Below are 25,161 nucleotides of genomic sequence, written 5' to 3' on the forward strand. Positions count from 1 at the left end.
GAACGAATGATCGTCCCGGGGTCCTGCTGGTGGTCGGGGTGGCGGGATTTGAACCCACGGCCTTCCGCTCCCAAAGCGGACGCGCTACCAAGCTGCGCCACACCCCGTCTGGTGCGACACGTAGGGTACATGCCCGCAGGCGGTACGGCCGCCGCTGCGAGGGGGCGTGCGGGAGCGTGCGCCGCGCCGGGAGGTCGCACACGTCGCAGGGGGTGTGCGGCGACGGGGGCCGACCCGCTACGATGCCTTGCAGTGCCGCGGCCCTCATCGGCCTGCGGCGCACTGTGTGCGGGCGTAGCTCAATGGTAGAGCCCCAGTCTTCCAAACTGGCTACGCGGGTTCGATTCCCGTCGCCCGCTCTGTACGGCTCAGGCCCAGGTGAGGCGGGTTTTCCCGGCTCGGCTGGGCCTGAGGCCGTCTGCGGGGGCGGTCAGTCCTCGAAGCCGCGCTCGGCGAGGATCTTGTCGATGCGGGTGCGGTGGGCCTCCTGCCAGGCGTCCAGGGACTGCCCGGCCTCCTCGGCCAGCCGGGCGCGGGCGGCCCGCAGCACCTCCTCCCGGCGTGCGCCGGGGACCACCACGACCCCCTCCTCGTCGGCGACCACGATGTCGCCGGGGTGCACCTCGACGCCGCCGCAGCGCACCGGCACGTTCAGCGGCTCGACGGCCTTCTTGGTGCCGGGGATCGGGATGACACCGCGGGCGAGGACCGGGAAGCCGAGCTGCCGCGCCTCGGCGACGTCGCGGATCACGCCGTCGAGGACGAAGCCGGCGATGCCGCGGCGCCGGGCGACCGCGCAGATGTTGCCGCCGGCCAGGGCGTGGTCGAGGTCGCCGGACTCGACGACGACGACCGATCCCGGCGCGGCGCGGTGGATCGCGGCGTGCAGCATGAGGTTGTCGCCGGGGCGGCACCGTACGGTGAACGCCGGGCCGGCCAGCCGCGGCATCGGCGACCACAGGGGCCGTATGCCGATGTCCATGACCTGTTCCCGTCCGACGAGGTCGGCGAGGGTGGCCGGGGGGATGTCCGGGAAGCCGGTGGCGGTGTCGGTCATGACGTCAGCCTGCCCAGGCAGGTATCTCGACGTCAAGACACTTTCCGGCGGTCCGGCGCACCGCACCCCGTCAGAAGCTGATCGAGTTGATCGTTTCCGCTATCGAGTTCAGGAAGCGGTTGATGGACGGCGCCATCCCCGTCGAGGCGAGGAAGAAGCCGAAGAGGATGGCGACGATCGCGGGCCCGGCCTTGATCGAGCCGCCCCGGACCAGCACCACCAGGATCACCGCCAACAACAGCACCACAGACAGTGAAATGGCCACAACAGATCACACCCTCGGTCAGTCCGCTCTCCCGGCCCGGGGGTGCTACCCCGTACACCCCCGCCGGGAACCATCGTGCCACCAACCGTGCCGTCCGGTGCGGTCCGTGACACTCCGTCGGCCGGACCGGCGCGTGCGCGAACGACCGTACATCACCTGCCCATATAGGGAAGTTTGAGAGTAATTATCCAGGACATTTCGGGCTGTTGATGCGGCGCGGCACCCGCGCTTAGGGTGCCTCGAATGGTCAAGCAGCGCGACGCCTTCTTCGACAACGCCAAATACCTGGCCATCGTGCTCGTCGCGATCGGGCACACCTGGGCCCAGATGATGGACGGCAGCCGCGCGGTGGAGAGCGCGTACCGGGTCGTGTACACGTTCCACATGCCGGCGTTCGTCGTCATCTCCGGCTACTTCTCCCGGAGTTTCGACACGCGCCCCGACCGGCTGCGGCGTCTGGTCACCGGGGTCCTCGTGCCGTACGTCGTCTTCGAGACCGCCTACGAGCTGTTCAAGGACGTCGCCGACCGCCCGGACCCGGAGATCAGCCTGCTCGACCCCAGCTATCTGATGTGGTTCCTCGCCGCCCTGTTCATCTGGCGGCTCACCACGCCGCTGTGGAAGGTGGTGCGCCGGCCGCTGCTGCCGGCCGTCGCCGTCGCCATGCTGGCGAGCGTCAGCCCCAGCATCGGCACGGACTTCGACCTCCAGCGCGTCCTGCAGTTCCTGCCGTACTTCGTGCTGGGGCTGTGTCTGCGGCCCGAGCACTTCCGGATGGTGCGCCGGCGCTCGGTGCGGATCGCGGCGGTGCCGGTCGGCGTCGCGGCGCTCGCGGTCGCCTGGTGGTCGGTGCCGCGGATGAACGGCGGCTGGTTCTACCGCCAGTCGGCCGCGCAGGACCTCGGCGCGCCCTGGTGGTGCGGGCCGGTGATGACGCTGGCGTCGATCGGCTGCGCGCTGGTGCTGACGGCCTGCTTCTTCGCCTGGGTGCCGGGCCGCCGCCTGTGGTGCACGGCCCTCGGCGCGGGCACCATCACGGGCTATCTGCTGCACGGCTTCCTGGTGAAGTTCGCCGAGTACCGCGGCTGGTTCGACGCGCCGTGGGTGCACAGCCCGTTCGGCGCGGTCGCGGTGACCGTGCTCGCGGCCGCCGCCGTCACCCTGCTGTGCACCCCGCCGGTGCGGCGGGCCCTGCGGTGCGTGACGGAGCCGAGGATGACGTGGGCGTTCCGGACGGACCCGGCCGCCGAGGCCCGGGCCCGCGAGCAGGCGCCGGCGGCGCGGGAGCACATGCCGGCGGCCCACGAGCCGGTGAACGGCTAGTCCGGCTCCGGCAGTCCGAGCAGGGCGCGCATGCGGGCGTACTTCTCCGTCAGGCGGGCGCCGGTCGCCGGGTCCAGGACGGCGAGGCGGGCCGGGTCGGCGTTGTGCGCCAGGTCGGCCTCCTTCACCAGCAGCGCGCCGTCCGTGGCGAGGATGCGCCCGGCGTACTCCTGCGGGGACTCCCCCGGCCGTCTGGTCAGCGCCCGCACGACGTCCTTCGTGCGGTCGCTCAGCGCGGCCCCGGACAGCCACTGCTCGCTGAGGGCGTCGTCCTCGACGGCGTCGTGCAGCCAGGCCGCCGCGATCTGCTCCTCGTCGCCGCCGCGGGCCCGCACCCCCTCGGCGACGGCGTGCAGGTGCTCGGCGTAGGGCCGGCCCGCCTTGTCGGTCTGTCCGGCGTGGGCGGCGCGGGCGAGGGCTTCGACTTCCGGCAGGCTCAGCATGGGTCCCTCCGTGCGGTGGGTGACGTCAGGGCGCGGTGGGCATCGACGACGCCGTCGGGCCCTCGCGGCAGATCAGCAGCAGGGCCCGGTCGTCGTTGACGTCCTTGGCGACCGCCTCGATCAGATGCCAGGCGGCGCCCTGGAAGCCGGCGGCGACATAGCGGTCGGCCTCGCCGGTGAGCCGGTCGATGCCTTCGACGATGTCCCGGTCGGAGGTCTCCACCAGGCCGTCGGTGAACAGCATCAGCACGTCACCGGGGCGCAGCGAGCCCTTCACCGGGTCGAACTGGGCGCCGTCGTACACGCCCAGCAGCGGGCCCTCGGCGGCCTTCTCCTCCCAGCGGCCGCTGCCCGCGCTGAGCTGGAGACCCGGCGGGTGGCCCGCGGAGTACAGCTCGTAGTCACCGGAGTCCAGGTCGAGGACCAGGTGGATGGAGGTGGCGAAGCCCTCGTCCCAGTCCTGGCGCAGCAGATAGCCGTTGGCGGCCGGCAGGAAGGCGTGCGGGGGCAGCGAGCCCAGCAGTCCGCCGAAGGCGCCCGACAGCAGCAGGGCGCGTGAGCCGGCGTCCATGCCCTTGCCGGAGACGTCGGTGAGGACGACCTCCAGGGTGCGGCCGCCGCCGGTGCGGGCCGCGACCACGAAGTCGCCGGAGAAGGACTGCCCGCCCGCGGGGCGCAGCGCCATCTCCTGGTGCCAGCCGCGCGGCAGCGGCGGCAGCGTGCTCTGCACCCGGATGCGTTCCCGCAGGTCGAACAGCATGGTGCCGCCGCGCCGCCAGGGCACGCCGACGCGGCTGCGGAACTGGGCGATCAGCAGTCCGACGAACCCGCACGCGGCGACCACCAGCACCACACCGGGGGTGACCCGGCTCGGGCCCTCGGTGTACGGGCCGAGCCACACGGACTCCACGATCAGCGCGGTGGCCGCGGCCGCGTACAGGCCGAGCAGGCTCGCCGGGCGCAGCAGCAGGCCGCCCGCGACGATCGGCAGGACCAGCGCGGCCGGCGTGAACCAGACGGAGTTGGCCAGGGTCAGCGCGGCGATGAGCGGGATGGTGAGGAAGAGGCCGGCCAGGGCGATCCAGTCCGAGCCGTCGCCGCGGAAGTAGTCGACGGCGGCCCGGCGCACGCCGACGCGGACCCGGTGCCACTGCATCTTCCACCGGGCCGTGAACGTCTCGGCCGCCGTGCGCCGCCCTCGTCGTACTGCCATTGGTTGGGGACCCTATCCATCGGGCCGGGCCCTTGGCACGGGAGGTCCCACTTGTCCCCCGTCCGAGGCCCCCTTTCTCAGCGGGTTCTCAGTGAACGGCACGCGGCCCGCGCGTGCGGCCCGGAGGGAGAAATTCCCTCGCCGGTCCCTGGGGGTCCTGATAGGCATGGTTCATGGCGACTGTGGCGAGCGAGACGACGGGCCCGGCGAGCGAGCTGCGGGTGCTGCGGCCCGGCGACTGGGAGCAGTGGTACGGCACCCTGCTGCGCGCTTTCGGCGGGGTGGAGGAGGCGGAGGAGGAGCGCGCGCTGTGGCGGGACCTCACCGAGTACGACCGCTCCCTCGCCGTCTGGGACGGGGACGCGGTGGTGGGGACGGCGGCGGCGTTCTCCCTCCGGATGACCGTGCCCGGCGGGACGCCGGTGCCCGCGGCGGGCGTCACCATGGTGAGCGTGGCCGCCACGCACCGGCGGCGCGGGGTGCTGACGAGGATGATGCGGCGGCTGCTGGAGGACGTGCGGCACCGCGGTGAGCCGCTGGCGGTGCTGCTGGCGTCCGAGCCGGCGATCTACGGCCGGTTCGGGTACGGCGCGGCGAGCTTCTCGCTCGGCGCGCGGATCGACACCGCGAGGGTGTCGCTGTCGGTGCCGGACGGCACCGATGACGTACGGCTGCGGTACGCGGAGCCGGGCGAGGTGGTGGGCGAGTGCGAGGCGGTGTACGCGCGGCTGGTGCCCGCGCGGCCGGGGATGCTGGCGCGGCACCGGCCGGGCTGGGAGCGGCTCGGGCTGCTGGATCCGCGCAGCGGGCGGGACGGGGCGTCGCCGGTGCAGTGCGTGCTCGCCGAACGCGGCGGCGAGGTCGTGGGGTTCGCCCGTTTCCGGGTGAAGCCGGGCTGGGGGCCGGCCGGACCCGAGGGCGAGGTGCGGCTGGCGGAGCTGCACGGCCTGGACCCGGCGGCGCAGGCCGCGCTGTGGCGGTTCCTGTACGCCATCGACCTGACGTCGACGCTGGTGGTGCGGGCGCGTCCGGTGGACGAGGCGTGGCGGTACCAGGTGTCGGACATCCGGCGCTGTCTGCTGCAGGAGCGGGACCAGGGGTACGTGCGGCTCGTGGACGTCGGGGCGGCGCTCGCGGCGCGGGCCTGTCAGGCGCCGGTGGACGTGGTGCTGGACGTGTCGGACGCCTTCTGCCCGTGGAACGAGGGGCGTTGGCGCCTGAGCGGCGACACGAAGGGCGCCTCCTGCGAACGGACCACGGACGCGGCCGATCTGGCTCTGTCGGTGCGTGAGTTGGGGGCCGCGTATCTCGGTGGTGTGCCGCTCACGGCGCTGGCGGCGGCCGGGCTTGTGGGGGAGCTGCGGCGCGGGGCGCTGGCGGAGGCGTCACTGGCGCTGGGGTCGGCGGTGGCGCCGTGGCTGCCGCACGGGTTCTGAGCCGGGCCTCAGGGTTTCTGGCAGCTGGGGCACCAGAAGAGGTTGCGGGCGGCGAGGCCGGCGGTGCGGATCTCGGTGCCGCAGAGGTGGCAGGGCTGCGTCGCGCGGCGGTAGACGTAGACCTCGCCGCCGTGGTCGTCCACGCGGGGCGGGCGGCCCATCGCCTCGGGCGTGTGCTCGGGGCGGACCGTGTCGATGCGGTTGTGGCGGACGCCCTCGCGCATCAGCGCGACGAGGTCCGTCCAGATCGCCTGCCACTGGGCGGGGGTGATGTCCCGGCCCGGGCGGTAGGGGTCGATGCCGTGCCGGAAGAGGACCTCGGCGCGGTAGACGTTGCCGACGCCGGCGATGACCTTCTGGTCCATGAGCAGCGCGGCGACGGTGGTGCGGCTGCGGGAGATCTTCCGGTACGCGGCGCCGGGGTCGGCGTCGTCGCGCAGCGGGTCGGGGCCGAGGCGGGCGTGCACGGCCCTCTTCTCGGCGTCCGTGATCAGGGCGCAGGTCGTGGGGCCGCGCAGGTCGACGTAGGCGGTGTCGTTCGCCAGGCGCAGGCGGACGGTGTCGGTGGGCGGGGGCGCGGGGGCGTCGCCGAAGGTCACCTTGCCGAAGAGGCCGAGGTGGATGTGGACGTGGTCGCTGTCGCGGAAGCTCAGGAAGAGGTGCTTGCCGTGGGCTTCGGTGGCCGTGAGGACGGAGCCGGTGAGGAGGTCGGCGGCGTCGGAGAACTTGCCCTGGGGGCTGGTGACGCGGGGCGCCGTGCCCGAGAAGCGGGCGGCGTAGTCCTGCGCCAGCCGGTGGATCGTGTGCCCCTCTGGCACGGTGGCCGTCTCCTCTCGTGACCGCCGTCGGGGCTCCGCCCGGACCCGCGCCGGGTCCGGGCAGAGCCCTCGGCTCGGCTACTGCTGCGGGTGGTGGGCCGGAATCGCCGGCAGGTCGCCAGTCGTCTCGTAGGCCGACAGCATGTCGATGCGGCGGATGTGGCGCTGGTCGCCCGAGAACGGGGTGTTCAGGAAGACCTCGACGAACTTCGTCGCCTCCTCCTGCGTGTGCATGCGGGCGCCGACCGCGACGACGTTGGCGTTGTTGTGCTGGCGGCCGAGCGCTGCCGTCTCCTCGCTCCAGGCGAGGGCCGCACGCACGCCCTTGACCTTGTTCGCGGCGATCTGCTCGCCGTTGCCGGAGCCGCCGATCACGATGCCGAGGGAGCCGGACTCCGCCGCGGCGCGCTCGGCGGCGCGCAGGCAGAAGGGCGGGTAGTCGTCCTGGGCGTCGTAGATGTGCGGGCCACAGTCGACGGGGTCGTGACCCGCCGCCTTCAGCCATTCGACGAGGTGGTTCTTGAGTTCGAAGCCGGCATGGTCCGAGCCGAGATACACGCGCATGGGACGAGTGTGACATGCGCTCCGGCGGGCGGCAGGACGGGGTGGAGACGCACGGCGACCCTCCGGGAAGCGCCGTCAAGGATACAGAACCTCAGGAAAACCTCAAATAACGATCCGGATTCAAAGGTTCCCCAATTCCGTCGCCTCGGATTCACTGGTCCGACTCGTACACCCTCCGTACGGAGATGGTCAGAAACAGACCGACAAGATCACAACGGATCACACGCGGCGCAAAGGAATTCCGTCCCCATGACGCAGCCGTCCCTGACGCAGGCCGGACACGGCCAGAAAAGCCCCGGCGACCCCGGCGACCCCGGAACCGGGCTCCAGGCAGGACTCAAGAACCGTCATCTCTCTATGATCGCCATCGGCGGTGTCATCGGCGCCGGGCTCTTCGTGGGCTCCAGCACCGGTATCGCCACCGCCGGGCCCGGCATCCTCCTCTCCTACGCGCTCGTCGGCACGCTCGTGGTGCTGGTGATGCGCATGCTGGGTGAGATGTCGGCCGCCAACCCGACCTCCGGGTCGTTCTCCGCCCACGCCGACCGCGCGCTCGGCCCCTGGGCCGGGTTCTCCATCGGCTGGCTCTACTGGTTCTTCTGGGTCGTGGTGCTCGCGGTCGAGGCGACCGCCGGCGCCAAGATCCTCGAAGGCTGGATCCCGGCCGTGCCCCAGTGGGGCTGGGCCCTGATCGTGATGCTGGTGCTCACCGCCACCAACCTCGTCTCCGTCGGCTCCTACGGCGAGTTCGAGTTCTGGTTCGCCGGCATCAAGGTCGTCGCGATCGGCGCGTTCATCATCGTCGGCGGACTCGCCGTCTTCGGTGTCCTGCCGGGCGCCCACAGCGACCAGGCGGGCGTGTCCAACCTGACCGCGCACGGCGGCTTCCTGCCCCACGGGCCCGGCGCCATCCTCACCGGCGTACTCCTCGTCGTCTTCTCCTTCATGGGCAGCGAGATCGCCACCCTCGCGGCCGGTGAGTCGGAGGACCCGCAGCGGGCCGTGACCAAGTCGACGAACAGCATCATCTGGCGCATCGGCGTCTTCTACCTCGGGTCGATCCTCGTCGTCGTCTGCCTGCTGCCCTGGAACAGCAAGGCGATCACCGACAAGGGCTCCTACGTCGCCGCCCTGGACTCCCTCGGCATCGCGCACGCCGGTCAGATCATGAACTTCATCGTGCTGACCTCGGTGCTGTCCTGTCTCAACTCCGGCCTGTACACCGCCTCCCGCATGGCCTTCTCGCTCGGCCAGCGCGGCGACGCGCCGAAGGGCTTCGCGCGCACCACCCGGCGGGGCGTGCCGCAGACCGCGATCCTGGTGTCGGTGGCGTTCGGGTTCGTGGCGGTGTTCTTCAACTACAAGTACCCGGACACCGTCTTCCTCTTCCTGCTCAACTCCTCCGGTGCGGTCGCCCTGTTCGTGTGGCTCGCCATCTGCTTCTCGCAGCTGCGCATGCGGAAGATCATCCAGGCGGAGGCGCCGGAGAAGCTCGTCGTGAAGATGTGGCTGTACCCGTACCTGACCTGGGCGTCGGCCGCGCTGATCGTCTTCGTGCTGGGCTACATGCTCACCGACACCGAGCACGACGGGCGCGAGACCGTACTGCTGTCGCTGGGCGTCGCGGCGGTCGTCCTCGTCATCGCCTTCGTCAAGCAGAAGGTCACCGGCGGCCGGCGGGCCGCCGAGGCCCTGTCCGGAGCGCGCGCCGAGGTTCCGTCCGACACGCACGGATAACCCGACGGCGGCTGTCACGTCATGCGGCCGGCATCGGCCGTACGGACTTCACGGACCTCGGCGCCGATCCGGCGCAGCTGCCCTTCCTCAGGCCCGGCGACCCCGCCCATGACGCGGAGGTCGCCGGGTTCCAGACCGGATCCGCCAACGGCCGGACCTGGTCGTCGCCGCCTCGGGCGCCGACGACGTGGTCGCGGCCGTTCGGCATGCCCGTGCGCACCCTGTACGGCGGCGCGCTCGCCTTCGACGGGCGCCAGATGGGCCCGGCGGCGGCGCTGCGGGCGTACGAGGCGTGGACGCGGACCGTGCCGGACGCGCTGACCTCGTCCTTTTGGCCGCCGTGCCGTATCCGGATCTGCCGGCGCTGCCGCCGTCCTTGCGCGGGCGGTACGTGGTGTCGGTGCGGGTGGCGTACACCGGCGACGACGGGGACCGGCTCGTCGCGCCGCTGCGGGAGATCGGGCCGGCGCTGTCCGACTCGCTGCGGGTGACGCCGTACGCCGACAGCCGCACCATCCACAGCGACCCGGACTTTCCGCACGCCTGCTACGGGGACAGCGCGGTGCGGCGCGAGCTGGACGTGGCGGCGGCCGCGGAGGTGCTGGCGCGTACCGGTCCGGACGCCGGCGGGTCCATGTGCGTCGTACAGGTCAACCACCTCGGCGGCGCGCTCGCCGCGCCCGCGCCGAACGCCGTCCCGTGGCGTGAAGGGCGCTTCCTGGTACGGCTGTTGTCCGTCGGCGACCGTGAGGCGGCCCGCGCCGTGCTCGACCCGGCCTTCGCCGTGCTCGCCCCGCACACCCTCGGCCGCTCGGCGAGCTTCGCCTTCGGCGCCGGGGACCGCACCCGGGGGCTGCACGACGCCGGGACGACGAAGAGGCTCGCCGTGCTGCGGTCGGCGTACGACCCGGCGAGCCTCTTGCGCAACTGATAAGCGGGGGCGGTCAGTCCCGGTGGGCGAACTTCCAGGCGGTGGGCAGGACGCCCATCGCCAGGGCCGCCTTCAGGGCGTCGCCGAGCAGGAACGGCGTGAGGCCCGCCGCGATCGCCTGGGAGAGGGACAGGTGGGCGGCCAGGGCCAGGTACGGCACGCCGACGGCGTAGATGACCGCTTCGCCCAGGATCATCGTGCCGGCCGTGCGCCACATGCTCCGGTCGGCGCCGCGGCGGGCCAGCGCGCCCACGACGGTGGAGGCGAGCAGCATGCCGAGGACGTACCCGAAGGACGGCATGCTCGCGCCCGAGGCGCCCTCGGCGAACCACGGCATGCCCGCCATGCCGGCCAGCGCGTACAGCGCGAGGGCGAGGAAGCCGCGGCCGGCGCCGAGGGCGGTGCCGACGAGCAGCGCGGCGAAGGTCTGGCCGGTCACCGGGACCGGGGAGCCGGGCACCGGGAGGGAGATCTGGGCCGCGAGGCCGGTGAGCGCGGCGCCGCCGAGCACGAGGGCCGCGTCGCGGACGCGGGAGGCCGGCAGCAGGTCGGCGAGGACCTGCCCGGTACGGGCGGGGGTGGCGGCGGCGGTGCTCATGGGGACTCCGCGGGTCGGGACGGCTGGGGACATCGTGACGCTATCCCAGCGCGCTCGAGCCGATCACCATCAGCGCTCGACAAAGGCGGGGACGGCGACTTGGTGGGCTTCGCACAACACGCGGCGACAACACCCCGGTTGACGTGACACCGGTCACGCAGGCAGTGCCGTCTTCCTCACCTCGCCCCGGCCGGACGGACTGTGGGGTCCCACCAAAGGCGGACGACGGGTCGGCCGGAGCGCGGTGATGCGCCCCGCCGGTGTCGAGGGCGAGGAGAGCCGGTCCGTCACGGGTGACGCCGCGCGCCGCGCTCCCGTGACCGCGTGACCGGAGCCTTACCCTGCGTATTGTGCGTGTCCGGATACTGGGCAGTCCCTTCGTGTGAGCGGACGGGCCGCCCACACTGGCGGGGTTTTTGCCCGCCCCTTGCCTCGTGGAGAGCCGCGCCCATGCCCAGCCGCACGACCACGGACACACCGCCGCAGCAACAGGACGACGGCTCCCTCTCCCATGGCCTCAAACAGCGCCATCTATCGATGATCGCCCTCGGCGGCGTCATCGGCGCCGGGCTGTTCGTCGGGTCCGGTGCGGGCATCGCCGCCGCCGGCCCGTCGATCGTGATCGCCTACACGATCTCCGGCCTGCTGGTGATGCTGGTGATGCGGATGCTCGGTGAGATGTCCGCCGCCTACCCGTCGTCGGGCTCCTTCTCCGCGCACGCCGAGCGGGCGATCGGCCCCTGGGCCGGCTTCACCGCCGGCTGGTCGTTCTGGGTGCTGCTGTGCACGGCGGTCGGCCTGGAGGGCATGGGCGCCGCGAGCATCGCCCAGGGCTGGTTCCCCGGCACCCCGCAGTGGATGTGGGTCGCCCTGTTCATGGTGGTCTTCTGCGGCGCGAACCTGGCCGCCGTGCGGAACTTCGGCGAGTTCGAGTTCTGGTTCGCCCTGCTGAAAGTCGTGGCGATCAGCCTCTTCCTGATCCTCGGCGTCCTGGCCATCGCGGGCGTGCTGCCGGACGTCGACGCGCCGGGCACGTCCCACCTGACGGACTTCATGCCGCACGGCAGCGAGGGTCTGCTCGTCGGCCTGCTCGCCTCGGTGTTCGCCTACGGCGGTCTGGAGACGGTCACCATCGCGGCGGCCGAGTCCCAGGACCCGGTCCGCGGTGTCGCGTCCGCCGTCCGCACGGCGATGTGGCGCATCGCCGTCTTCTACATCGGCTCCATGGCGGTCGCGGTCACCCTGGTCCCGTGGGACTCCAAGGAGGTCGTCGAGAAGGGCCCGTACGTCGCCACACTCGACCACCTGGGCATCCCCCACGCAGGCCAGCTCATGAACGTGGTCATCTTCGTGGCCCTGCTGTCCGCGATGAACGCCAACATCTACGGCTCCTCGCGCATCGCCTACTCGCTGGTCCAGCGCGGCCAGGGCCCGAAGGCGCTGGCAAAGCTGTCCGGCGGGGTGCCGCGGATCGCGGTCCTCACCTCGTGCGTCATCGGCTTCGTCTGCGTGCTGCTCAACTACTGGCGCCCGGACGACATCTTCAAGTGGCTGCTGAACATGATCGGCGCGGTCATCCTGGTCGTCTGGATCTTCATCGCGGTCTCCCAGCTGCTGCTGCGCCGCCGGATCGAGCGCGAGGCGCCTGAGAAGCTGGTCGTGCGCATGTGGGCCTTCCCCTGGCTGACCTGGATCGCGCTGGCCGGCATGGCCGCGATCTTCGTGCTGATGGCCCGTGACCCGGCCAACCGCGTGCAGCTGTACTCGACCGGCGCGATGACGCTGGTCCTGGCGGCCGTCGGATACGCCCGGCAGAAGGCGCGGGCCTCCCGCGCCTGACGGCCACCCCGGGCCGCGCCCGGCCGCGCCCCTCGCGCGGACAGCCCCCGTGTGATCCACACGGGGGCTTTTTGCTGCTAACTTGTTGTTGCGACTTGTTTGCAATAAGGGGTCGGAGGTTACCTACGCATGCCCGTCTACACGCTGCCTGACCTGCCGTACGACTATTCCGCGCTCGCTCCCGTGATCAGCCCGGAGATCATCGAGCTGCACCACGACAAGCACCACGCGGCCTATGTGAAGGGCGCCAACGACACGCTGGAGCAGCTGGCCGAGGCGCGCGACAACGAGACCTGGGGCTCGGTCAACGGCCTGCAGAAGAACCTGGCCTTCCACCTCTCCGGGCACATCCTGCACTCGATCTACTGGCAGAACATGACCGGCCCGAAGGAGGGCGGCGGCGAGCCGCTGGCCGCCGACGGGGTGGGCGAGCTGGCGGAGGCGATCAAGGAGTCGTTCGGTTCCTTCGCCGGCTTCAAGGCGCAGCTGTCCAAGGCCGCCGCGACCACCCAGGGCTCCGGCTGGGGCGTCCTGGCGTACGAGCCGCTCAGCGGCCGGCTGATCGTCGAGCAGGTCTACGACCACCAGGGCAACGTCGGCCAGGGCGCGACGCCGATCCTGGTCTTCGACGCCTGGGAGCACGCCTTCTACCTGCAGTATCGCAACCAGAAGGTGGACTTCATCGAGGCGATGTGGCAGGTCGTGAACTGGCAGGACGTGGGTCGCCGGTACGCCGCCGCCAAGGCCCGCACGGACGTGCTGCTGCTCGCGCCGTGACGTGAGCCCGGGAGCTCCTGCCTCGTGATCGTCTTCTCACCCTTCACGTGGCAGGCGGAAGAAGGGAGGCCCTTGCGAGGACAGGACTCGCAAGGGCCTCCTTCATGCCCGCCGCAGGGCCGTGAGCCGCGCCCGCCCCGGTGGGTCGTGTGCGCATGGTGCTGCGGATGTGGTGGGGACAGGGCACATTGGGAGACTGCGGCGGACGGGTCCGCCTGTCTTGAGGAGACGCTCATGGCGCATGTGCGATGTCCCAGCCCCACCTGCAAGGACCGGATCCAGCACTTCCGCGACCTGCGCGGGGAGGAGGTCGCGGCGGCCGGGTCGGCACTCGCCCCGGAGCTGGACGGGGAGACATTCGTCGCCCGGGCCTTCCACCGCTGCACGGCCGCCGGATGCCGGCGGGTGCAGCAAAAGACGCGGTGGCGGGTGGGCGGCTATCTGCCGGAGGAGTTCCAGCACCCCTCCGGCAGCAGCACGGCCGGGGCTACAGGTTGCTGAAGTCCGGGCCCTTGGTCCGGGTGCGCTTGATCTCGTAGAAACCGGGGACAGAGGCGACGGCGAGGGTGCCGTCCCACAGCTTGGCGGCCTCCTCGCCCTTCGGGGCGGGGGTGACGACGGGGCCGAAGAAGGCGATCTGCTCGCCGTCGGCGCCCGGCACGGCGATCACCGGGGTGCCGACCTCCTGGCCGACCTTGTCGATGCCCTCCTTGTGGGAGGCGCGCAGCTCGGCGTCGAACTCGAAGTCCTCCTGCTCGGCGTACTCGATCAGGTCGGCGGGCAGCCCGGCGTCGGCCAGCGCGCCGGCGATCGCCTCGAGGGTCGCGCCCTCACCCTTGTTGTGGAAGCGCGTGCCGAGCGCGGTGTACAGCGGGCCGAGGACCTGCTCCCCGTGGATCTGCCAGGCGGCGGTCACCACCCGCACCGGCTGCCACGCCTTGGTGGCGAGCATGTCCCGGTACTCCTCGGGCAGCTCGTCCAGCTTGTCCTCGTTGAGGACGGCGAGGCTCATCACATGCCAGCGGACCTCGATGTCCCGGAGCTTCTCCACCTCCAGCACCCAGCGCGAGGTCATCCACGCCCAGGGGCACAGCGGGTCGAACCAGAAGTCGACGGGAGTCTTCTGCGACATGTCTCTCCTCAAGCGGACGTCTTTCCCGCGACAACGCCGTCGCGCGCCCCGGCCATTCCCGCGCGCCCCGGCCATTCCCGGCGGCGCCGCGTCAGGGGCGCATGGCAGGATCGCTCCTGTCCGGCCGTAGTCACGACACACAAGGGAGTGCCGCCCGTGCCCGGTGAGAATCTGTCCCGCGACGAGGCCCGGGAGCGGGCCGCGCTGCTGTCCGTCGACGGGTACGAGGTGTCCCTCGACGTCCGCTCCGCGGTCGGTGAGCAGCAGGGGGAGGGTGCGCGCACCTTCCGCTCGATCACCACGATCCGCTTCCGCTGCAACGAGCCCGGCGCCGCCAGCTTCGCGGACCTGATCGCGCCGAGCGTGACGGCTCTCTCGCTCAACGGCCGCGACCTGGACCCGAGCGAGGTCTTCGACGGCTCCCGCATCCTGCTGGAGGACCTGGCGGAGGAGAACGAGCTGGTCGTGGACGCGCAGTGCGCCTACTCCCGCACGGGTGAGGGCCTGCACCGCTTCGTCGACCCCGAGGACGGCGAGGTCTACCTCTACACCCAGTACGAACCGGCCGACTCCCGCCGCGTCTTCGCGAACTTCGAGCAGCCCGACCTCAAGGCGCCGTTCCGCTTCGAGGTGCGCGCGCCCGAGGGGTGGACGGTGTGGAGCAACGGCGCCGGTGAGCGGACCGAAGGGGTGTGGCGGTTCGCGGAGACCAAGCCGATCTCGACGTACATCACCTGTGTCGTCGCCGGCCCGTACCACTACGTCACCGACTCCTACGAGCGCACCCTCGCCGACGGCAGCACGCTGCGCATCCCGCTGGGCGCGCTGTGCCGCAAGGGGCTGGCCAGGCACTTCGACGCCGACGACGTGTTCCTCGTGACCAAGCAGGGCCTGGACTTCTTCCACGAGCACTTCGACTACCCGTACCCGTTCGGCAAGTACGACCAGGCGTTCGTGCCGGAGTACAACCTCGGCGCCATGGAGAACCCGGGACTCGTGACCTTCCGCGAGGAGTACATCTTCCGCGGCAAGGTGACGCAGGCGTCCTACGAGGCGCGGGCCAACGTCATCCTGCACGAGATGGCGCACATGTGGTTCGGCGACCTGGTCACCATGGTGTGGTGGGACGACCTGTGGCTGAAGGAGTCCTTCGCCGACTTCATGGGCACCTTCGCGAACGTGGGCGCGACCCGGTTCAAGAACGCCTGGATCACCTTCGCCAACCGCCGCAAGGCGTGGGCCTACCGCGCGGACCAGCTGCCCTCCACGCACCCGATCACCGCGGACATCCGCGACCTGCAGGACGCCAAGCTCAACTTCGACGGCATCACCTACGCCAAGGGCGCCTCGGTGCTCAAGCAGCTGGTGGCGTACGCCGGCCAGGACGCGTTCCTGGAGGGCTCCCGGCGCTACTTCAAGCGGCACGCCTACGGCAACACCCGCCTCGGTGACCTGCTGTCGGTGCTGGAGGAGACCTCCGGCCGGGACATGGCCGCGTGGGCGCGCTCCTGGCTGCAGACGGCCGGGGTGAACGCGCTGACCCCGCAGGTGCTGCTGGACGCCGAGGGGCGCGTCCAGGAGCTCGCCGTGCTCCAGGAGGCGCCCGAGTCGCACCCCGAGCTGCGGCCGCACCGGGTCGCGGTCGGCCTGTACCGGCGTGAGGGCGACGCCCTCGTGCGCTACGCCCGCACCGAGACGGACGTCGAGGGCGCGCGCACGGTCGTCGCGGAGCTGGCCGGGGCCGAGGCGCCGGAGCTGGTGCTGGTCAACGACGACGACCTGACGTACTGCAAGATCCGCTTCGACGCGACGTCGCTGGAGACCCTCAAGAGCCACCTCGGCGCGATCAGCGACCCCCTCGCGCGCGCCCTGTGCTGGTCGGCGCTGTGGAACATGACCCGGGACGCGCTGCTGCCGGCGCGGGAGTTCACGGACCTGGTGCTGCGGTTCGCGGGCCGCGAGTCGGAGATCGGCGTGCTGCAGATGCTGCACGCGTGGGCCGGTTCGGCGCTGGTCCACTACGCGGCGCCGGCCTGGCGGGAGACCGGGGCCGCGCTGCTCGCCGAGGGCGCGCTGCGTGAGCTGCGGGCGGCCGGGCCGGGCAGCGAGCACCAGCTGGCGTGGGCGCGTTTCTTCGCGACGGTCGCCTCCCAGGACGCCGACCTCCAGCTGCTGAAGGGGCTGCTGGACGGCACCGAGAAGATCGACGGCCTGGACGTGGACCAGGAGCTGCGCTGGGCGTTCCTGGAGCCGCTGGCCGCGCACGGGGTGGCGGACGAGGACGTGCTGGCCGCCGAGCTGGCACGGGACGACACCGCCTCCGGCAAGCGGCACCAGGTGCGCTGCCTTGCCGCGCGTCCCTCGGCCGCGGTCAAGGCGCAGGCCTGGGCGCAGGTCGTGGAGTCGGACGCGCTGTCCAACGCGCTCACCGAGGCGACCATCGCGGGCTTCGGCCGGCCGTCGCAGCGGGAGCTGCTCGCGCCGTACGCGGAGAAGTACTTCGCGTCGATCGAGCGGGTGTGGGCCGAGCGGTCGATCCAGATCGGGATGGACGTGGTGTCGGGCCTGTTCCCGATGCTCCAGGACTCGCAGGACACGCTGGCCGCGGCCGACGCGTGGCTCACCGCCCACGACCGGGCCGCACCGGCACTGCGCCGCCTGGTCCTGGAGTCCCGCGACGACCTGGCCCGTTCCCTGCGAGCCCAGGCCTGCGACGCGGCCACCCAGAGCTGAGAGGGGCATCGCGCCCGGCGTTCCCCACGCCGGGCGCGATGCGCAGGGCCGCCGGCCCGCAGCTCTGGCGGTCGAAGGCGCCCGCCACGGCGTTGGCGCACCCGCGTACGGCGGGAAGGGGACGGGGTGGGGGGTGTCCGCCCGCAGCGGCCGGCACCGGCGAACCCACCCAACCTTTGGCCAGCACTCAGCGCCCCGTAGCCGTTACGGAATTCGGGCAATCGGAACCGTAACCCCCGCCCCCCACCCGTTCGGACCAGGGGTTTCCCGTCCCTACTCGGCACCCGAACACCCGTCCTTTAGTGCGGGGTTGTCCTGATGTGTCGACGGGCGTGTAACAGCGGTTAAGGGACGGATCGGGCGCGGGAATCTCCGGGACATGAACCACAACACCCCGCTCCCCCCGGCCACCCCCCACCCCCTGCGTCACCTGCGTCACCTGCCCGACGCCCACCGCCGGGTGCTGACGGTCGCCCAGCTGCGCGCCCAGGGCGTGACCACCGCCGACCTGAACGAGCAGTGCCGCTCCGGCGGTACGTGGCAGCAGCTGCTGCCCGGCGTGGTCCTGCTGCACCCCGGCCCGCCGACCACCGACGAGCGGCTGCACGCGGTGCTGATGTACGCGGCCCGGGAGTCGGGGCCGGCCGCCCCGGGCGTACCGGCGCAGCCCGCCTCCGGCGACGCGCACCGGCCGCCCGCCTACCGGGAGGCGATGGTCACGGGGCTCGCGGCCCTCACCCTGCACGGTTTCGCGGCCACTCCCCCGCTGCAGTCCCTGGACACGATCGACGTCCTGGTCCCGCGGCTGCGCCGGCTGCGCTCCACCGGCTGCGCCCGGATCGTCCGCACCGCCGTCCTGCCCGACCCGGAGGTGGTCACCGGGATTCCGGTCGCCCCGGTGCCGCGCGCCCTGGCCGACGCGGTGGCGGGGCTGTCGGACGCGGGCGTGGTGCGCCGGCTGCTCACCGAGGCGGTGCGCGCCGGGCACTGCGACCCGGCCTCGCTGGTGCGCGAGCTGCACGAGGCGCGGCTGCTGACCCGGCCGCACGTGGTGGACGCCGTCGACCTGCTGCTGGCCGAGGGCCGCGCGATCGCCGAGGACCGCCTCTACACGATGGTCCGCGAGCACGGCCTGCCCGACCCGGTGTGGAACGTCGACCTGCGGCTGCCGGGCGGCCCGCACCTCGGCGGCGTCGACGCCTACTGGCCCGAGCAGGCGGTGGCGGTGCAGCTGGACACCCGGGCGCCCCGCCAGGAGGACGACGCGCTGTGGTCGGAGTACGTCCGCACGCGGGAGACGCTGGAGCGGCTCGGCATCACGGTCGTCCATGTGACGCCGAAGAAGCTGCGGGAGTCGCCGGCGCAGCAGGCCACCGTGGTCCGTACGGCGCTGATGGCGGCCGCGGACCGCGATCCGGCCGCCTATGTCGTGGTGCTGCCCCGGTAGCCGGGGAACCGGGGCGGGGCATCAGGAGGGGACGGGAGGGGCCGCCGGCGGGGAGCCGGCGGCCCCTCCCGCTGGTGGGTCAGCCACAGAACTCGGCCCCGACCGCCGTCCCCTGCCGCCGGTGGGTCATCCGCAGAACTCGGCCTCGACCACCGCGTCCGTGTCGCCGGTCCAGTCGCTGTTGAGGTTCAACGCCAGGGAGTGGCGGCCGTCGGCGGTGGTGACGGCCTCCGAGGCGGAGCCGTGGATGCCGCCGCCGTGGCCCCAGACGTGGACGCCGCAGCTCAGCTTGCGGTCGATGAGGCCGAGGCCGTATTCCGCGCCGGGGATGTCCACGGCCTTCACCGTCGTCTTCATCTCCGTCAGCTGCCGCGGCGGGAGCAGGGCGCCGCCGAGCAGGGCCCGGTAGAAGCGGTTCAGGTCGGCGGAGTCGGAGACCATCTCGCCCGAGCCGTAGGCCAGCGCCGGGTTCAGTTCGGTGACGTCGTACGTCGGGCCGGTGGTCTCCTGGGCGAGCTTGCCGTAGGCGCGGCTGCTGGGCTGCGGCAGGGTGGGGCGGGTGCCGGGCACCGAGGTGCCGGTCAGGTGCAGCGGGGCGATCACGCGGCGGCGGATCTCCTCGCCGTAGGGGCGGCCGGTGACCTTCTCGACGATCTGGGCGGCCAGCAGGTAGTTGGTGTTCGAGTAGTGCCAGGAGGTGCCCGGCGCGAAGTACGGCTTGTGGGGCAGGGCGATCGCCAGCAGCTGCCGCGGTGTCATGGGATCGAAACGGTGGGCGAAGAAGCCGTCCTTGGTGAAGTACTTCGCGGCGGCGGAGGCGTCCTCGGTGTAGTTGAACACGCCGCTGGTGTGGTTGAGCAGCATCCGCACGGTGATCTTCGAACCGTCGTAGCCGTTGGTGTCGAGCACGCCCGGCAGCCATGTCTCGACGCTGTCGTCGAGCGACAGGCGGCCCTCCGCCTCCAGTTGCAGCAGCACGGTGGCGACGAACGTCTTGGTGATGCTGCCGACCCGGTAGCGGTCGGCCGTCGAGCGCGGCGCGCCGGTGCGCAGGTCGCCGACGCCCGCCGTGGCCTTCCAGGTGTGCCGCCCGTCCTGGGCCGTGACGGTGACGCCCGGAACGCCGGCCGCGACCTGGGCCCGCACGGCCGCGCGGGTGGCGTCGTGCCGGTGGTCGCCGCCCGTGGGCGCCGCCATCGCGGGCGCGGCGAGCGCCAGGGACAGCAGGGCGGCCGCGGTACCCGCCAGCGCGGAACGTGCTCTCATGTCTTCCCCCTCGGTGGTGGCCGTGTCACCGCCGTGATGACCCGGTCGGGGGGAGGGACCGGCCGCCGGGGCACAGGGTTGAGCGGCCACCGACGGTTGACCGTTTTCCAGCCGTTGTCCGGTACGGGCGCGAACTCCCGTCCCGTGACGGGTCGTTCTTCTCCGGACCCGGGGCAGGCCGGGCGGCGGGCCGCGACCCTCGATTTCCGTCGCCCCCTGCGTCCTCCATAGCGGGTTTTCCCCATACATCCATTTCGATTCGGTCAACTCTCCCCAAACAATCGGACCTTGCGTAAAGCTGTCCGCTCATCCGGTATCGCACTCCGGACGACCTTCGACCTGGACCGATCGGTCCCGGTCGGTCCTCGCACGCTCCTTTACCGACAAGGGATGCCGATGACCCTCATCCCCCAGCGCGACCCGATACCGGGCACCAGACGCGTGGCGCGCATCGCCGTGGCCGCGGGTGTGGTGGCCGCGCTCTGCGCCGCCGGACCGATACCCCTGGCGCTCGCCGCGGACGGCCCCTCCACCACCGTCCCCGCCGCCGACCCGGGCGTGAAGTCCGCCCACGACAAGCTCGGCGCCGACGACGCCGACCGGCTCGCCGAGGCCAAGGCCGACGGCGACAAGACGGTCACCATGATGATCGCGACCGCGCCGGGCCAGACCGAGCAGGTCGCCGAGAAGCTGGACGACCAGGGCGGTCTCGTCGGCCGCACCTACGACAAGCTGGGCTACGTCCGCGCCACCGTCCCGACCGGCAAGGCGGACGCGGCCATCGCCGCCGCCGCGAAGCTGTCGTCGGTGCACGCGATCGACCTCAAGCAGGAGATCCCGCTCGACGACCCCGCGCCGAACGCGCAGGCCGCCAAGTTCTCCGCGAGCAAGGCGAAGTACCCGGGACCCGGCAAGGACACCCCCGCCGAGAACCCGTACAACCCCTCCTTCGAGACGGGTGCCGTCGACTTCGTCAAGGAGCACCCGAAGGCGGACGGCCGCGGCGTCACCATCGGCATCCTCGACTCCGGCGTGGACCTCGGGCACCCGGCGCTGCAGAAGACCACCACCGGCGAACGCAAGATCGTCGACTGGGTCACCGCGACCGACCCGGTCGTGGACGGCGACGCCACCTGGCGGCGGATGAGCACCAAGGTCGACGGCCCCACCTTCACGGCGGCCGGCCAGACCTGGACCGCGCCCGCCGGGAACTACGCCTTCAACCTGTTCAGCGAGGCAGCGACCGCCGGCGGCGACGCCAAGGGCGACGCGAACCGCGACGGCGACACCACCGACACGTGGGGTCTGCTGTACGACGCGGCGGCCGGCACGGTCCGCGTCGACCTGAACAACAACCACGACTTCACCGACGACACCCCGATGAAGCCGTACAAGGACGGCTTCCAGATCGGGTACTTCGGCACCGACAACCCGGCGACGGACGTCGTCGAGCGGCAGCCGTTCGTCGTCGAGATCCGCAAGGACGTCACCTACAACGCCTCCGGCGCCAAGGCCGACTACGTCAACATCGGCGTGATCGAGTCCGAGCACGGCACGCACGTGGCCGGCATCACCGCCGCCAACGGCCTGTTCGGCGGGAAGATGAACGGCGCCGCGCCCGGCGCCAAGATCGTCTCCTCGCGCGCCTGCACCTGGAGCGGCGGCTGCACCAACGTCGCGCTCACCGAGGGCATGATCGACCTCGTCGCCAACCGCGGCGTCGACATCGTCAACATGTCCATCGGCGGCCTGCCCGCGCTCAACGACGGCAACAACGCGCGCTCCGAGCTGTACACGCGGCTCATCGACACCTACGGCGTGCAGCTGGTGATCTCCGCGGGCAACTCCGGCCCCGGCGCGAACACCATCGGCGACCCGGGCCTGGCCGACAAGGTCATCTCGGTCGGCGCGGCCATCTCCAAGGAGACCTGGGCCGCCAACTACGGCTCGGCCGTGGAGAAGAAGTACGCGATGATGCCGTTCTCCTCGCGCGGCCCGCGTGAGGACGGCGGGTTCACGCCGACCCTGACCGCGCCCGGCGCGGCCATCAACTCCACCCAGACCTGGCTGCCGGGCTCCCCGGTCGCCGAGGCGGGCTACTCGCTGCCGGCCGGCTACTCCATGCTGCAGGGCACCTCGATGGCCTCCCCGCAGGCCACGGGCGCCAGCGCGCTGCTGCTGAGCGCCGCCAAGGAGAAGGGCATCGCCCTCACCCCGGCGAACCTGCGCACGGCGCTCACCTCGACCGCCGACCACATCAAGGGCGCGCAGGCCTACGAGGAGGGCGCGGGCCTGATCAACATCGTGGACGCCTGGGACGCCGTCAAGGACGGCGCCACCGCCCACGACTACACCGTCAAGGCCCCGGTCGACACCGCGCTGGACTCCGCGCTGAAGACCCCGGGCTTCGGCACCGGCCTGTACGACCGCGAGGGCGGCCTGAAGGCCGGCCAGAAGAAGACGTACGACATCACCATCACCCGTACGTCCGGCCCGGACAAGGCCGTCCGGCACGAGCTGCACTTCGAGAACAACGCCGACCACACCTTCCGGATCGTGGGCGACGACGAGGTGAAGCTGCCGCTGAACCAGCCGGTGACCGTGAAGGTCGAGGCCGCGCCGAGGTCGGCGGGCATCAAGAGCGCGATCCTGGAGGTCGACGACCCGAAGACGGAGGGCATCGACAAGCAGGTGCTGTCGACGGTCGTCGTCTCGACGCCGGTCGCCTACACCGTCACCAAGTCCGCCTCGGTGCAGCGCAACAGCACCCAGTCGTACTTCGTGACCGTGCCCGAGGGCGCCAAGTCGCTGGAGGTGGCGATCGGCGGGCTGAAGGACAAGAGCCAGACCCGGTTCATCGCCATCCACCCCTACGGCACGCCGGTGGACAACACCTCCACGCCGTACTGCTACAACAACTACCTGGACGGCAACGGCTGCAAGCCGGACGTGCGGGCCTACGCCGACCCGCAGCCGGGCGTGTGGGAGATCGAGGTCGAGGCGCGCCGCACCTCGCCGCTGCTCGACAACCCCTACACCCTGGACGTCGCCGTCCTCGGCGCCGCGTTCGACCCGGAGACGGTCACGGTTGCCGAGGCCAAGGTCGGCACGCCGGTCGCCGCGTCCTGGAAGGTGACCAACAAGTTCGCCGCGCTCCAGGGCTCGCTGGTCGGCGGTCCGCTGGGCTCCGCGAAGAGCGCCCGCCCGTCGATCAAGCAGGGCGAGACGCAGACGTCCACGGTCGTGGTGCCGGAGGGCGCGAAGTCCCTGGACGTCGCCATCGGCTCGGTCTCCGACGCGTCGGCCGACCTGGACCTGACGGTCAAGGACGCCTCCGGCAAGGTCGTCGGCCAGTCCGCCGACGGCGACTCGGAGGAGGCGGTCTCCATCCCGTCGCCGGCCGCCGGGACGTACACGATCGAGGTCGCGGGCTACTCGGTGCCGGCCGGCACCACCGCCTACGACTACCGTGACGTGTTCTTCGCCGACTCCCTCGGCACCGTCTCCGTGGACGGCGCGGCGCCGGTGAAGCTCGGCACGGGCGAGAGCGCGTCGGTGTCCGCCACGGTCACCGCAGCGGCGGCCGCGCCGGAGGGCCGCGAGTTCTTCGGCCAGGTCCAGCTCGTCGACGCGCGCGGCACGGCCGCGGGCACCGGCAGCGTGAAGATCGAGAAGGTCACGCCGTAGTCGTTACGCCGTAGTCGTTACTTCGTACTCGTTACGCCGTACTCGTTTACTACGGCAGTGGGGCGGGTGTCCGGGAACGGGCGCCCGCCCTTTCGCGTGCGGTCACGGGGCGGGCGAGGCGTACGTCACACTCCGTGTGGGCGAGGGTGCGATGGGCAGGCGAGCTTGCGGTGCGGGACGCCCGCGGAGTGAATTTCTCCAGCTCAGACGGGGTGGAAACCGGATGTCCGGAACCCCTCGCGGGTCCGGGGCGTCCCATTCCGCGGGCACACCGCGCAAAGAATTGGACAGGCGGACCGGGGTCGGCCGCATGATGGAAAGGCCTCGGCCACGTGAGCCTCGGCCAGTGTGAGAGACAGGGAGTCGCCGTGAGGGTCGGAATCGTCGGAGCCACCGGACAGGTGGGCACGGTCATGCGCAGGATCCTCAAGGACCGGAAGTTCCCGCTGGACGAGCTGCGCCTGTTCGCCTCGGCCCGCTCGGCCGGCTCGGTCGTCGACGGCATCACCGTCGAGGACGCCTCCACCGCCGACTACACCGGCCTGGACATCGTCCTGTTCTCGGCGGGCGGCGCGACCTCCAAGGCGCTGGCCGAGAAGGTCGCCGCCCAGGGCGCCGTCGTGATCGACAACTCCTCCGCCTGGCGCAAGGACCCCGAGGTCCCGCTGGTCGTGTCCGAGGTGAACCCGCACGCGATCGCGAACCGCCCCAAGGGCATCATCGCCAACCCGAACTGCACCACCATGGCCGCCATGCCCGTGCTGCGTCCGCTGCACGCGGAGGCCGGCCTGGAGGCGCTGGTCGTCGCCACCTACCAGGCGGTGTCCGGTTCCGGCCTCGCCGGCGTCGCCGAGCTGCACGGCCAGGCGCAGAAGGTGATCGCCGACGCGGACAAGCTCACCCACGACGGCGAGGCCGTCGACTTCCCCGAGCCGGGCGTCTACAAGCGCCCCATCGCCTTCAACGTGCTGCCCTTCGCCGGCAACCTCGTCGACGACGGTCTGAACGAGACCGACGAGGAGCAGAAGCTGCGCAACGAGTCCCGCAAGATCCTGGAGATCCCCGAGCTGAAGGTCTCCGGCACCTGCGTGCGCGTCCCCGTCTTCTCCGGCCACTCCCTCCAGGTCAACGCCCGCTTCGCCCGTCCCCTCAGCCCCGAGCGCGCGCTCGAGCTGCTCAAGGACGCCCCCGGCGTGGAGCTGTCCGACATCCCCACCCCGCTGCAGGCGGCCGGCAAGGACGCGTCGTACGTGGGCCGCGTCCGCAAGGACGAGACCGTCGACAACGGCCTCGCCCTGTTCATCTCCAACGACAACCTGCGCAAGGGCGCCGCGCTGAACGCGGTGCAGATCGCGGAGCTGGTGGCGGAGGAACTGCGCGGCCAGGCGTAAAACCCGCAAAGCTAGGGCCTGCGGACCTCGTAGAAGAAGCAGCCGTACTCGACGGCCCGGACGTGGACCAGTGCCACGGACGGGTCGTCGAACGCTTTCTCGAGGTCCTGCTCGCCGAAGCCCTCCTCGACCAGCTCTCCGCCAAGGATGCGGCCGTCGGCGGAGTAGCGGCGCAGGACGCGGTGGGCGTTCGTGAAGGCCAGGCCGTCGCCCCGCGGGCCCGGGCACTCCTCGGCGTGGATGAAGACGGGACCCTGCTCGTCGTACGGCCCCGGCTCGGCGCCGGTCGTGGCCGCCCAGCGGCGCAGCGGCGCGTACGCGACCAGCGCGATCCTCTCTCCCGGCTCGCTGTGGCGCAGGCAGCAGCGCAGCGGGGCGCCGCCCTCCTCGTCGGTGATCGCGGCCACGGGGCGGCCCGCGTCGTCGGTGGTGCGCAGGTCCTTCAGGGCCTCGGATGCGATGGCTCGTGCGGTGTACGTGGTCATGCCCTCACCCTCGCTCGCG

20 protein-coding genes, 2 tRNA genes and 1 pseudogene are annotated in these 25,161 nt (G+C 71.8%); 12 read left to right on the forward strand and 11 right to left on the reverse strand.

Features of this window, described 5'->3' with window-relative positions:
* Positions 1-30: 30 nt before the first annotated feature.
* Positions 31-107 (reverse strand) — tRNA-Pro (locus tag AC0B9F_RS03925).
* A gap of 181 nt (positions 108-288) precedes the next feature.
* Here AC0B9F_RS03925 and AC0B9F_RS03930 point away from each other — a divergent pair.
* Positions 289-359: transfer RNA gene (locus AC0B9F_RS03930), tRNA-Gly, on the forward strand.
* Between the two features lie 71 nt (positions 360-430).
* Here AC0B9F_RS03930 and AC0B9F_RS03935 read toward each other — a convergent pair.
* On the reverse strand, positions 431-1,057 hold the full coding sequence (locus AC0B9F_RS03935) for an RraA family protein (RefSeq protein ID WP_471998621.1): 627 nt from the start codon (positions 1,055-1,057) through the stop codon (positions 431-433).
* A gap of 70 nt (positions 1,058-1,127) precedes the next feature.
* Positions 1,128-1,322 carry a hypothetical protein gene (locus AC0B9F_RS03940; protein WP_361623325.1) on the reverse strand — a complete coding sequence of 65 codons (195 nt, stop codon included), beginning with the start codon at positions 1,320-1,322 and terminating at the stop codon, positions 1,128-1,130.
* A gap of 243 nt (positions 1,323-1,565) precedes the next feature.
* On the opposite strand from AC0B9F_RS03940, the gene AC0B9F_RS03945 reads away from it, so the two are divergent.
* Entirely contained in the window at positions 1,566-2,645 is a 1,080-nt protein-coding gene (locus tag AC0B9F_RS03945; protein ID WP_471998622.1) for an acyltransferase family protein, read from the forward strand.
* Here the strand turns inward: AC0B9F_RS03945 and AC0B9F_RS03950 are convergent.
* Together AC0B9F_RS03950 and AC0B9F_RS03955 are read right to left on the reverse strand one after the other, a co-directional pair.
* Positions 2,642-3,088: an HD domain-containing protein gene (locus AC0B9F_RS03950; RefSeq protein ID WP_471998623.1), complete on the reverse strand. Its 447-nt coding sequence runs from the start codon at positions 3,086-3,088 to the stop codon at positions 2,642-2,644. The genes AC0B9F_RS03945 and AC0B9F_RS03950 overlap by 4 nt on opposite strands.
* Positions 3,089-3,113: 25 nt before the next feature.
* Positions 3,114-4,301 (reverse strand): SpoIIE family protein phosphatase, encoded by a 1,188-nt coding sequence (locus AC0B9F_RS03955; RefSeq protein ID WP_471998624.1) that lies wholly within the window; start codon positions 4,299-4,301, stop codon positions 3,114-3,116.
* 173 nt (positions 4,302-4,474) lie between these two features.
* Between AC0B9F_RS03955 and AC0B9F_RS03960 the strand changes: the two genes are divergently transcribed.
* On the forward strand, positions 4,475-5,737 hold the full coding sequence (locus tag AC0B9F_RS03960; RefSeq protein ID WP_471998625.1) for a GNAT family N-acetyltransferase: 1,263 nt from the start codon (positions 4,475-4,477) through the stop codon (positions 5,735-5,737).
* An 8-nt stretch (positions 5,738-5,745) separates the two neighbouring features.
* Here AC0B9F_RS03960 and AC0B9F_RS03965 read toward each other — a convergent pair whose 3' ends face one another.
* A complete protein-coding gene (locus AC0B9F_RS03965; protein ID WP_471998626.1) occupies positions 5,746-6,555 on the reverse strand; it encodes an Fpg/Nei family DNA glycosylase in 810 nt (269 codons plus the stop codon).
* Positions 6,556-6,633: 78 nt separating this feature from the next.
* Complete coding sequence (locus AC0B9F_RS03970; protein WP_471998627.1) at positions 6,634-7,119, reverse strand: ribose-5-phosphate isomerase; 486 nt, start codon at positions 7,117-7,119, stop codon at positions 6,634-6,636.
* 249 nt (positions 7,120-7,368) lie between these two features.
* On the opposite strand from AC0B9F_RS03970, the gene AC0B9F_RS03975 reads away from it, so the two are divergent.
* Together AC0B9F_RS03975 and AC0B9F_RS03980 are read left to right on the forward strand one after the other, a co-directional pair.
* On the forward strand, positions 7,369-8,856 hold the full coding sequence (locus tag AC0B9F_RS03975; protein WP_471998628.1) for an amino acid permease: 1,488 nt from the start codon (positions 7,369-7,371) through the stop codon (positions 8,854-8,856).
* A 206-nt stretch (positions 8,857-9,062) separates the two neighbouring features.
* Positions 9,063-9,787, forward strand: a pseudogene (locus AC0B9F_RS03980) (FAD-binding protein); the annotation flags it as partial.
* A gap of 13 nt (positions 9,788-9,800) precedes the next feature.
* On the opposite strand, the gene AC0B9F_RS03985 reads toward AC0B9F_RS03980, so the two are convergent.
* Entirely contained in the window at positions 9,801-10,385 is a 585-nt protein-coding gene (locus AC0B9F_RS03985; RefSeq protein ID WP_471998629.1) for a biotin transporter BioY, read from the reverse strand.
* A 450-nt stretch (positions 10,386-10,835) separates the two neighbouring features.
* Between AC0B9F_RS03985 and AC0B9F_RS03990 the strand changes: the two genes are divergently transcribed.
* The 3 genes from AC0B9F_RS03990 (at position 10,836) to AC0B9F_RS04000 (ending at position 13,502) form a co-directional block, all read left to right on the forward strand.
* Entirely contained in the window at positions 10,836-12,224 is a 1,389-nt protein-coding gene (locus AC0B9F_RS03990) for an amino acid permease (RefSeq protein WP_471998630.1), read from the forward strand.
* A gap of 129 nt (positions 12,225-12,353) precedes the next feature.
* On the forward strand, positions 12,354-13,001 hold the full coding sequence (locus AC0B9F_RS03995; protein ID WP_471998631.1) for a superoxide dismutase: 648 nt from the start codon (positions 12,354-12,356) through the stop codon (positions 12,999-13,001).
* A gap of 234 nt (positions 13,002-13,235) precedes the next feature.
* A complete protein-coding gene (locus tag AC0B9F_RS04000) occupies positions 13,236-13,502 on the forward strand; it encodes a hypothetical protein (protein ID WP_471998632.1) in 267 nt (88 codons plus the stop codon).
* Here AC0B9F_RS04000 and AC0B9F_RS04005 read toward each other — a convergent pair.
* Complete coding sequence (locus AC0B9F_RS04005) at positions 13,489-14,133, reverse strand: mycothiol-dependent nitroreductase Rv2466c family protein (protein ID WP_471998633.1); 645 nt, start codon at positions 14,131-14,133, stop codon at positions 13,489-13,491. The genes AC0B9F_RS04000 and AC0B9F_RS04005 overlap by 14 nt on opposite strands.
* Positions 14,134-14,289: 156 nt before the next feature.
* On the opposite strand from AC0B9F_RS04005, the gene pepN reads away from it, so the two are divergent.
* Together pepN and AC0B9F_RS04015 are read left to right on the forward strand one after the other, a co-directional pair.
* Positions 14,290-16,866 carry an aminopeptidase N gene (gene pepN, locus AC0B9F_RS04010; protein ID WP_471998634.1) on the forward strand — a complete coding sequence of 859 codons (2,577 nt, stop codon included), beginning with the start codon at positions 14,290-14,292 and terminating at the stop codon, positions 16,864-16,866.
* A gap of 379 nt (positions 16,867-17,245) precedes the next feature.
* Positions 17,246-18,313 (forward strand): hypothetical protein, encoded by a 1,068-nt coding sequence (locus AC0B9F_RS04015; protein ID WP_471998635.1) that lies wholly within the window; start codon positions 17,246-17,248, stop codon positions 18,311-18,313.
* A gap of 126 nt (positions 18,314-18,439) precedes the next feature.
* On the opposite strand, the gene AC0B9F_RS04020 is transcribed toward AC0B9F_RS04015, so the two are convergent.
* On the reverse strand, positions 18,440-19,579 hold the full coding sequence (locus AC0B9F_RS04020) for a serine hydrolase domain-containing protein (protein WP_471998636.1): 1,140 nt from the start codon (positions 19,577-19,579) through the stop codon (positions 18,440-18,442).
* A 396-nt stretch (positions 19,580-19,975) separates the two neighbouring features.
* Between AC0B9F_RS04020 and AC0B9F_RS04025 the strand changes: the two genes are divergently transcribed.
* A complete protein-coding gene (locus AC0B9F_RS04025; RefSeq protein ID WP_471998637.1) occupies positions 19,976-23,266 on the forward strand; it encodes a S8 family serine peptidase in 3,291 nt (1,096 codons plus the stop codon).
* 368 nt (positions 23,267-23,634) lie between these two features.
* The gene (locus AC0B9F_RS04030; RefSeq protein WP_471998638.1) at positions 23,635-24,657 is read left to right on the forward strand and encodes an aspartate-semialdehyde dehydrogenase; all 1,023 of its coding nucleotides are present in this window, start codon (positions 23,635-23,637) and stop codon (positions 24,655-24,657) included.
* An 11-nt stretch (positions 24,658-24,668) separates the two neighbouring features.
* Here the strand turns inward: AC0B9F_RS04030 and AC0B9F_RS04035 are convergent, their stop codons facing one another.
* A complete protein-coding gene (locus tag AC0B9F_RS04035; RefSeq protein ID WP_471998639.1) occupies positions 24,669-25,142 on the reverse strand; it encodes a DUF1203 domain-containing protein in 474 nt (157 codons plus the stop codon).
* Positions 25,143-25,161 lie beyond the last annotated feature (19 nt).

Source organism: Streptomyces sp. NPDC097129 (genome assembly GCF_055668065.1).

What these genes read in the sequence shown, in the direction of transcription:
- AC0B9F_RS03955 (WP_471998624.1), bottom strand. Translation starts at nt 4,301, where the DNA reads ATGGCAGTACGACGAGGGCGGCGCACGGCGGCCGAGACGTTCACGGCC.
- AC0B9F_RS04015 (WP_471998635.1), top strand. Translation starts at nt 17,246, where the DNA reads ATGAACCACAACACCCCGCTCCCCCCGGCCACCCCCCACCCCCTGCGT.
- AC0B9F_RS03960 (WP_471998625.1), top strand. Translation starts at nt 4,475, where the DNA reads ATGGCGACTGTGGCGAGCGAGACGACGGGCCCGGCGAGCGAGCTGCGG.
- AC0B9F_RS03935 (WP_471998621.1), bottom strand. Translation starts at nt 1,057, where the DNA reads ATGACCGACACCGCCACCGGCTTCCCGGACATCCCCCCGGCCACCCTC.
- AC0B9F_RS03950 (WP_471998623.1), bottom strand. Translation starts at nt 3,088, where the DNA reads ATGCTGAGCCTGCCGGAAGTCGAAGCCCTCGCCCGCGCCGCCCACGCC.
- AC0B9F_RS04005 (WP_471998633.1), bottom strand. Translation starts at nt 14,133, where the DNA reads ATGTCGCAGAAGACTCCCGTCGACTTCTGGTTCGACCCGCTGTGCCCC.
- AC0B9F_RS03945 (WP_471998622.1), top strand. Translation starts at nt 1,566, where the DNA reads ATGGTCAAGCAGCGCGACGCCTTCTTCGACAACGCCAAATACCTGGCC.
- AC0B9F_RS04020 (WP_471998636.1), bottom strand. Translation starts at nt 19,579, where the DNA reads ATGAGAGCACGTTCCGCGCTGGCGGGTACCGCGGCCGCCCTGCTGTCC.
- AC0B9F_RS03985 (WP_471998629.1), bottom strand. Translation starts at nt 10,385, where the DNA reads ATGAGCACCGCCGCCGCCACCCCCGCCCGTACCGGGCAGGTCCTCGCC.
- AC0B9F_RS04000 (WP_471998632.1), top strand. Translation starts at nt 13,236, where the DNA reads ATGGCGCATGTGCGATGTCCCAGCCCCACCTGCAAGGACCGGATCCAG.
- AC0B9F_RS03995 (WP_471998631.1), top strand. Translation starts at nt 12,354, where the DNA reads ATGCCCGTCTACACGCTGCCTGACCTGCCGTACGACTATTCCGCGCTC.
- AC0B9F_RS03975 (WP_471998628.1), top strand. Translation starts at nt 7,369, where the DNA reads ATGACGCAGCCGTCCCTGACGCAGGCCGGACACGGCCAGAAAAGCCCC.
- AC0B9F_RS03990 (WP_471998630.1), top strand. Translation starts at nt 10,836, where the DNA reads ATGCCCAGCCGCACGACCACGGACACACCGCCGCAGCAACAGGACGAC.
- AC0B9F_RS04035 (WP_471998639.1), bottom strand. Translation starts at nt 25,142, where the DNA reads ATGACCACGTACACCGCACGAGCCATCGCATCCGAGGCCCTGAAGGAC.
- AC0B9F_RS03970 (WP_471998627.1), bottom strand. Translation starts at nt 7,119, where the DNA reads ATGCGCGTGTATCTCGGCTCGGACCATGCCGGCTTCGAACTCAAGAAC.
- AC0B9F_RS04025 (WP_471998637.1), top strand. Translation starts at nt 19,976, where the DNA reads ATGACCCTCATCCCCCAGCGCGACCCGATACCGGGCACCAGACGCGTG.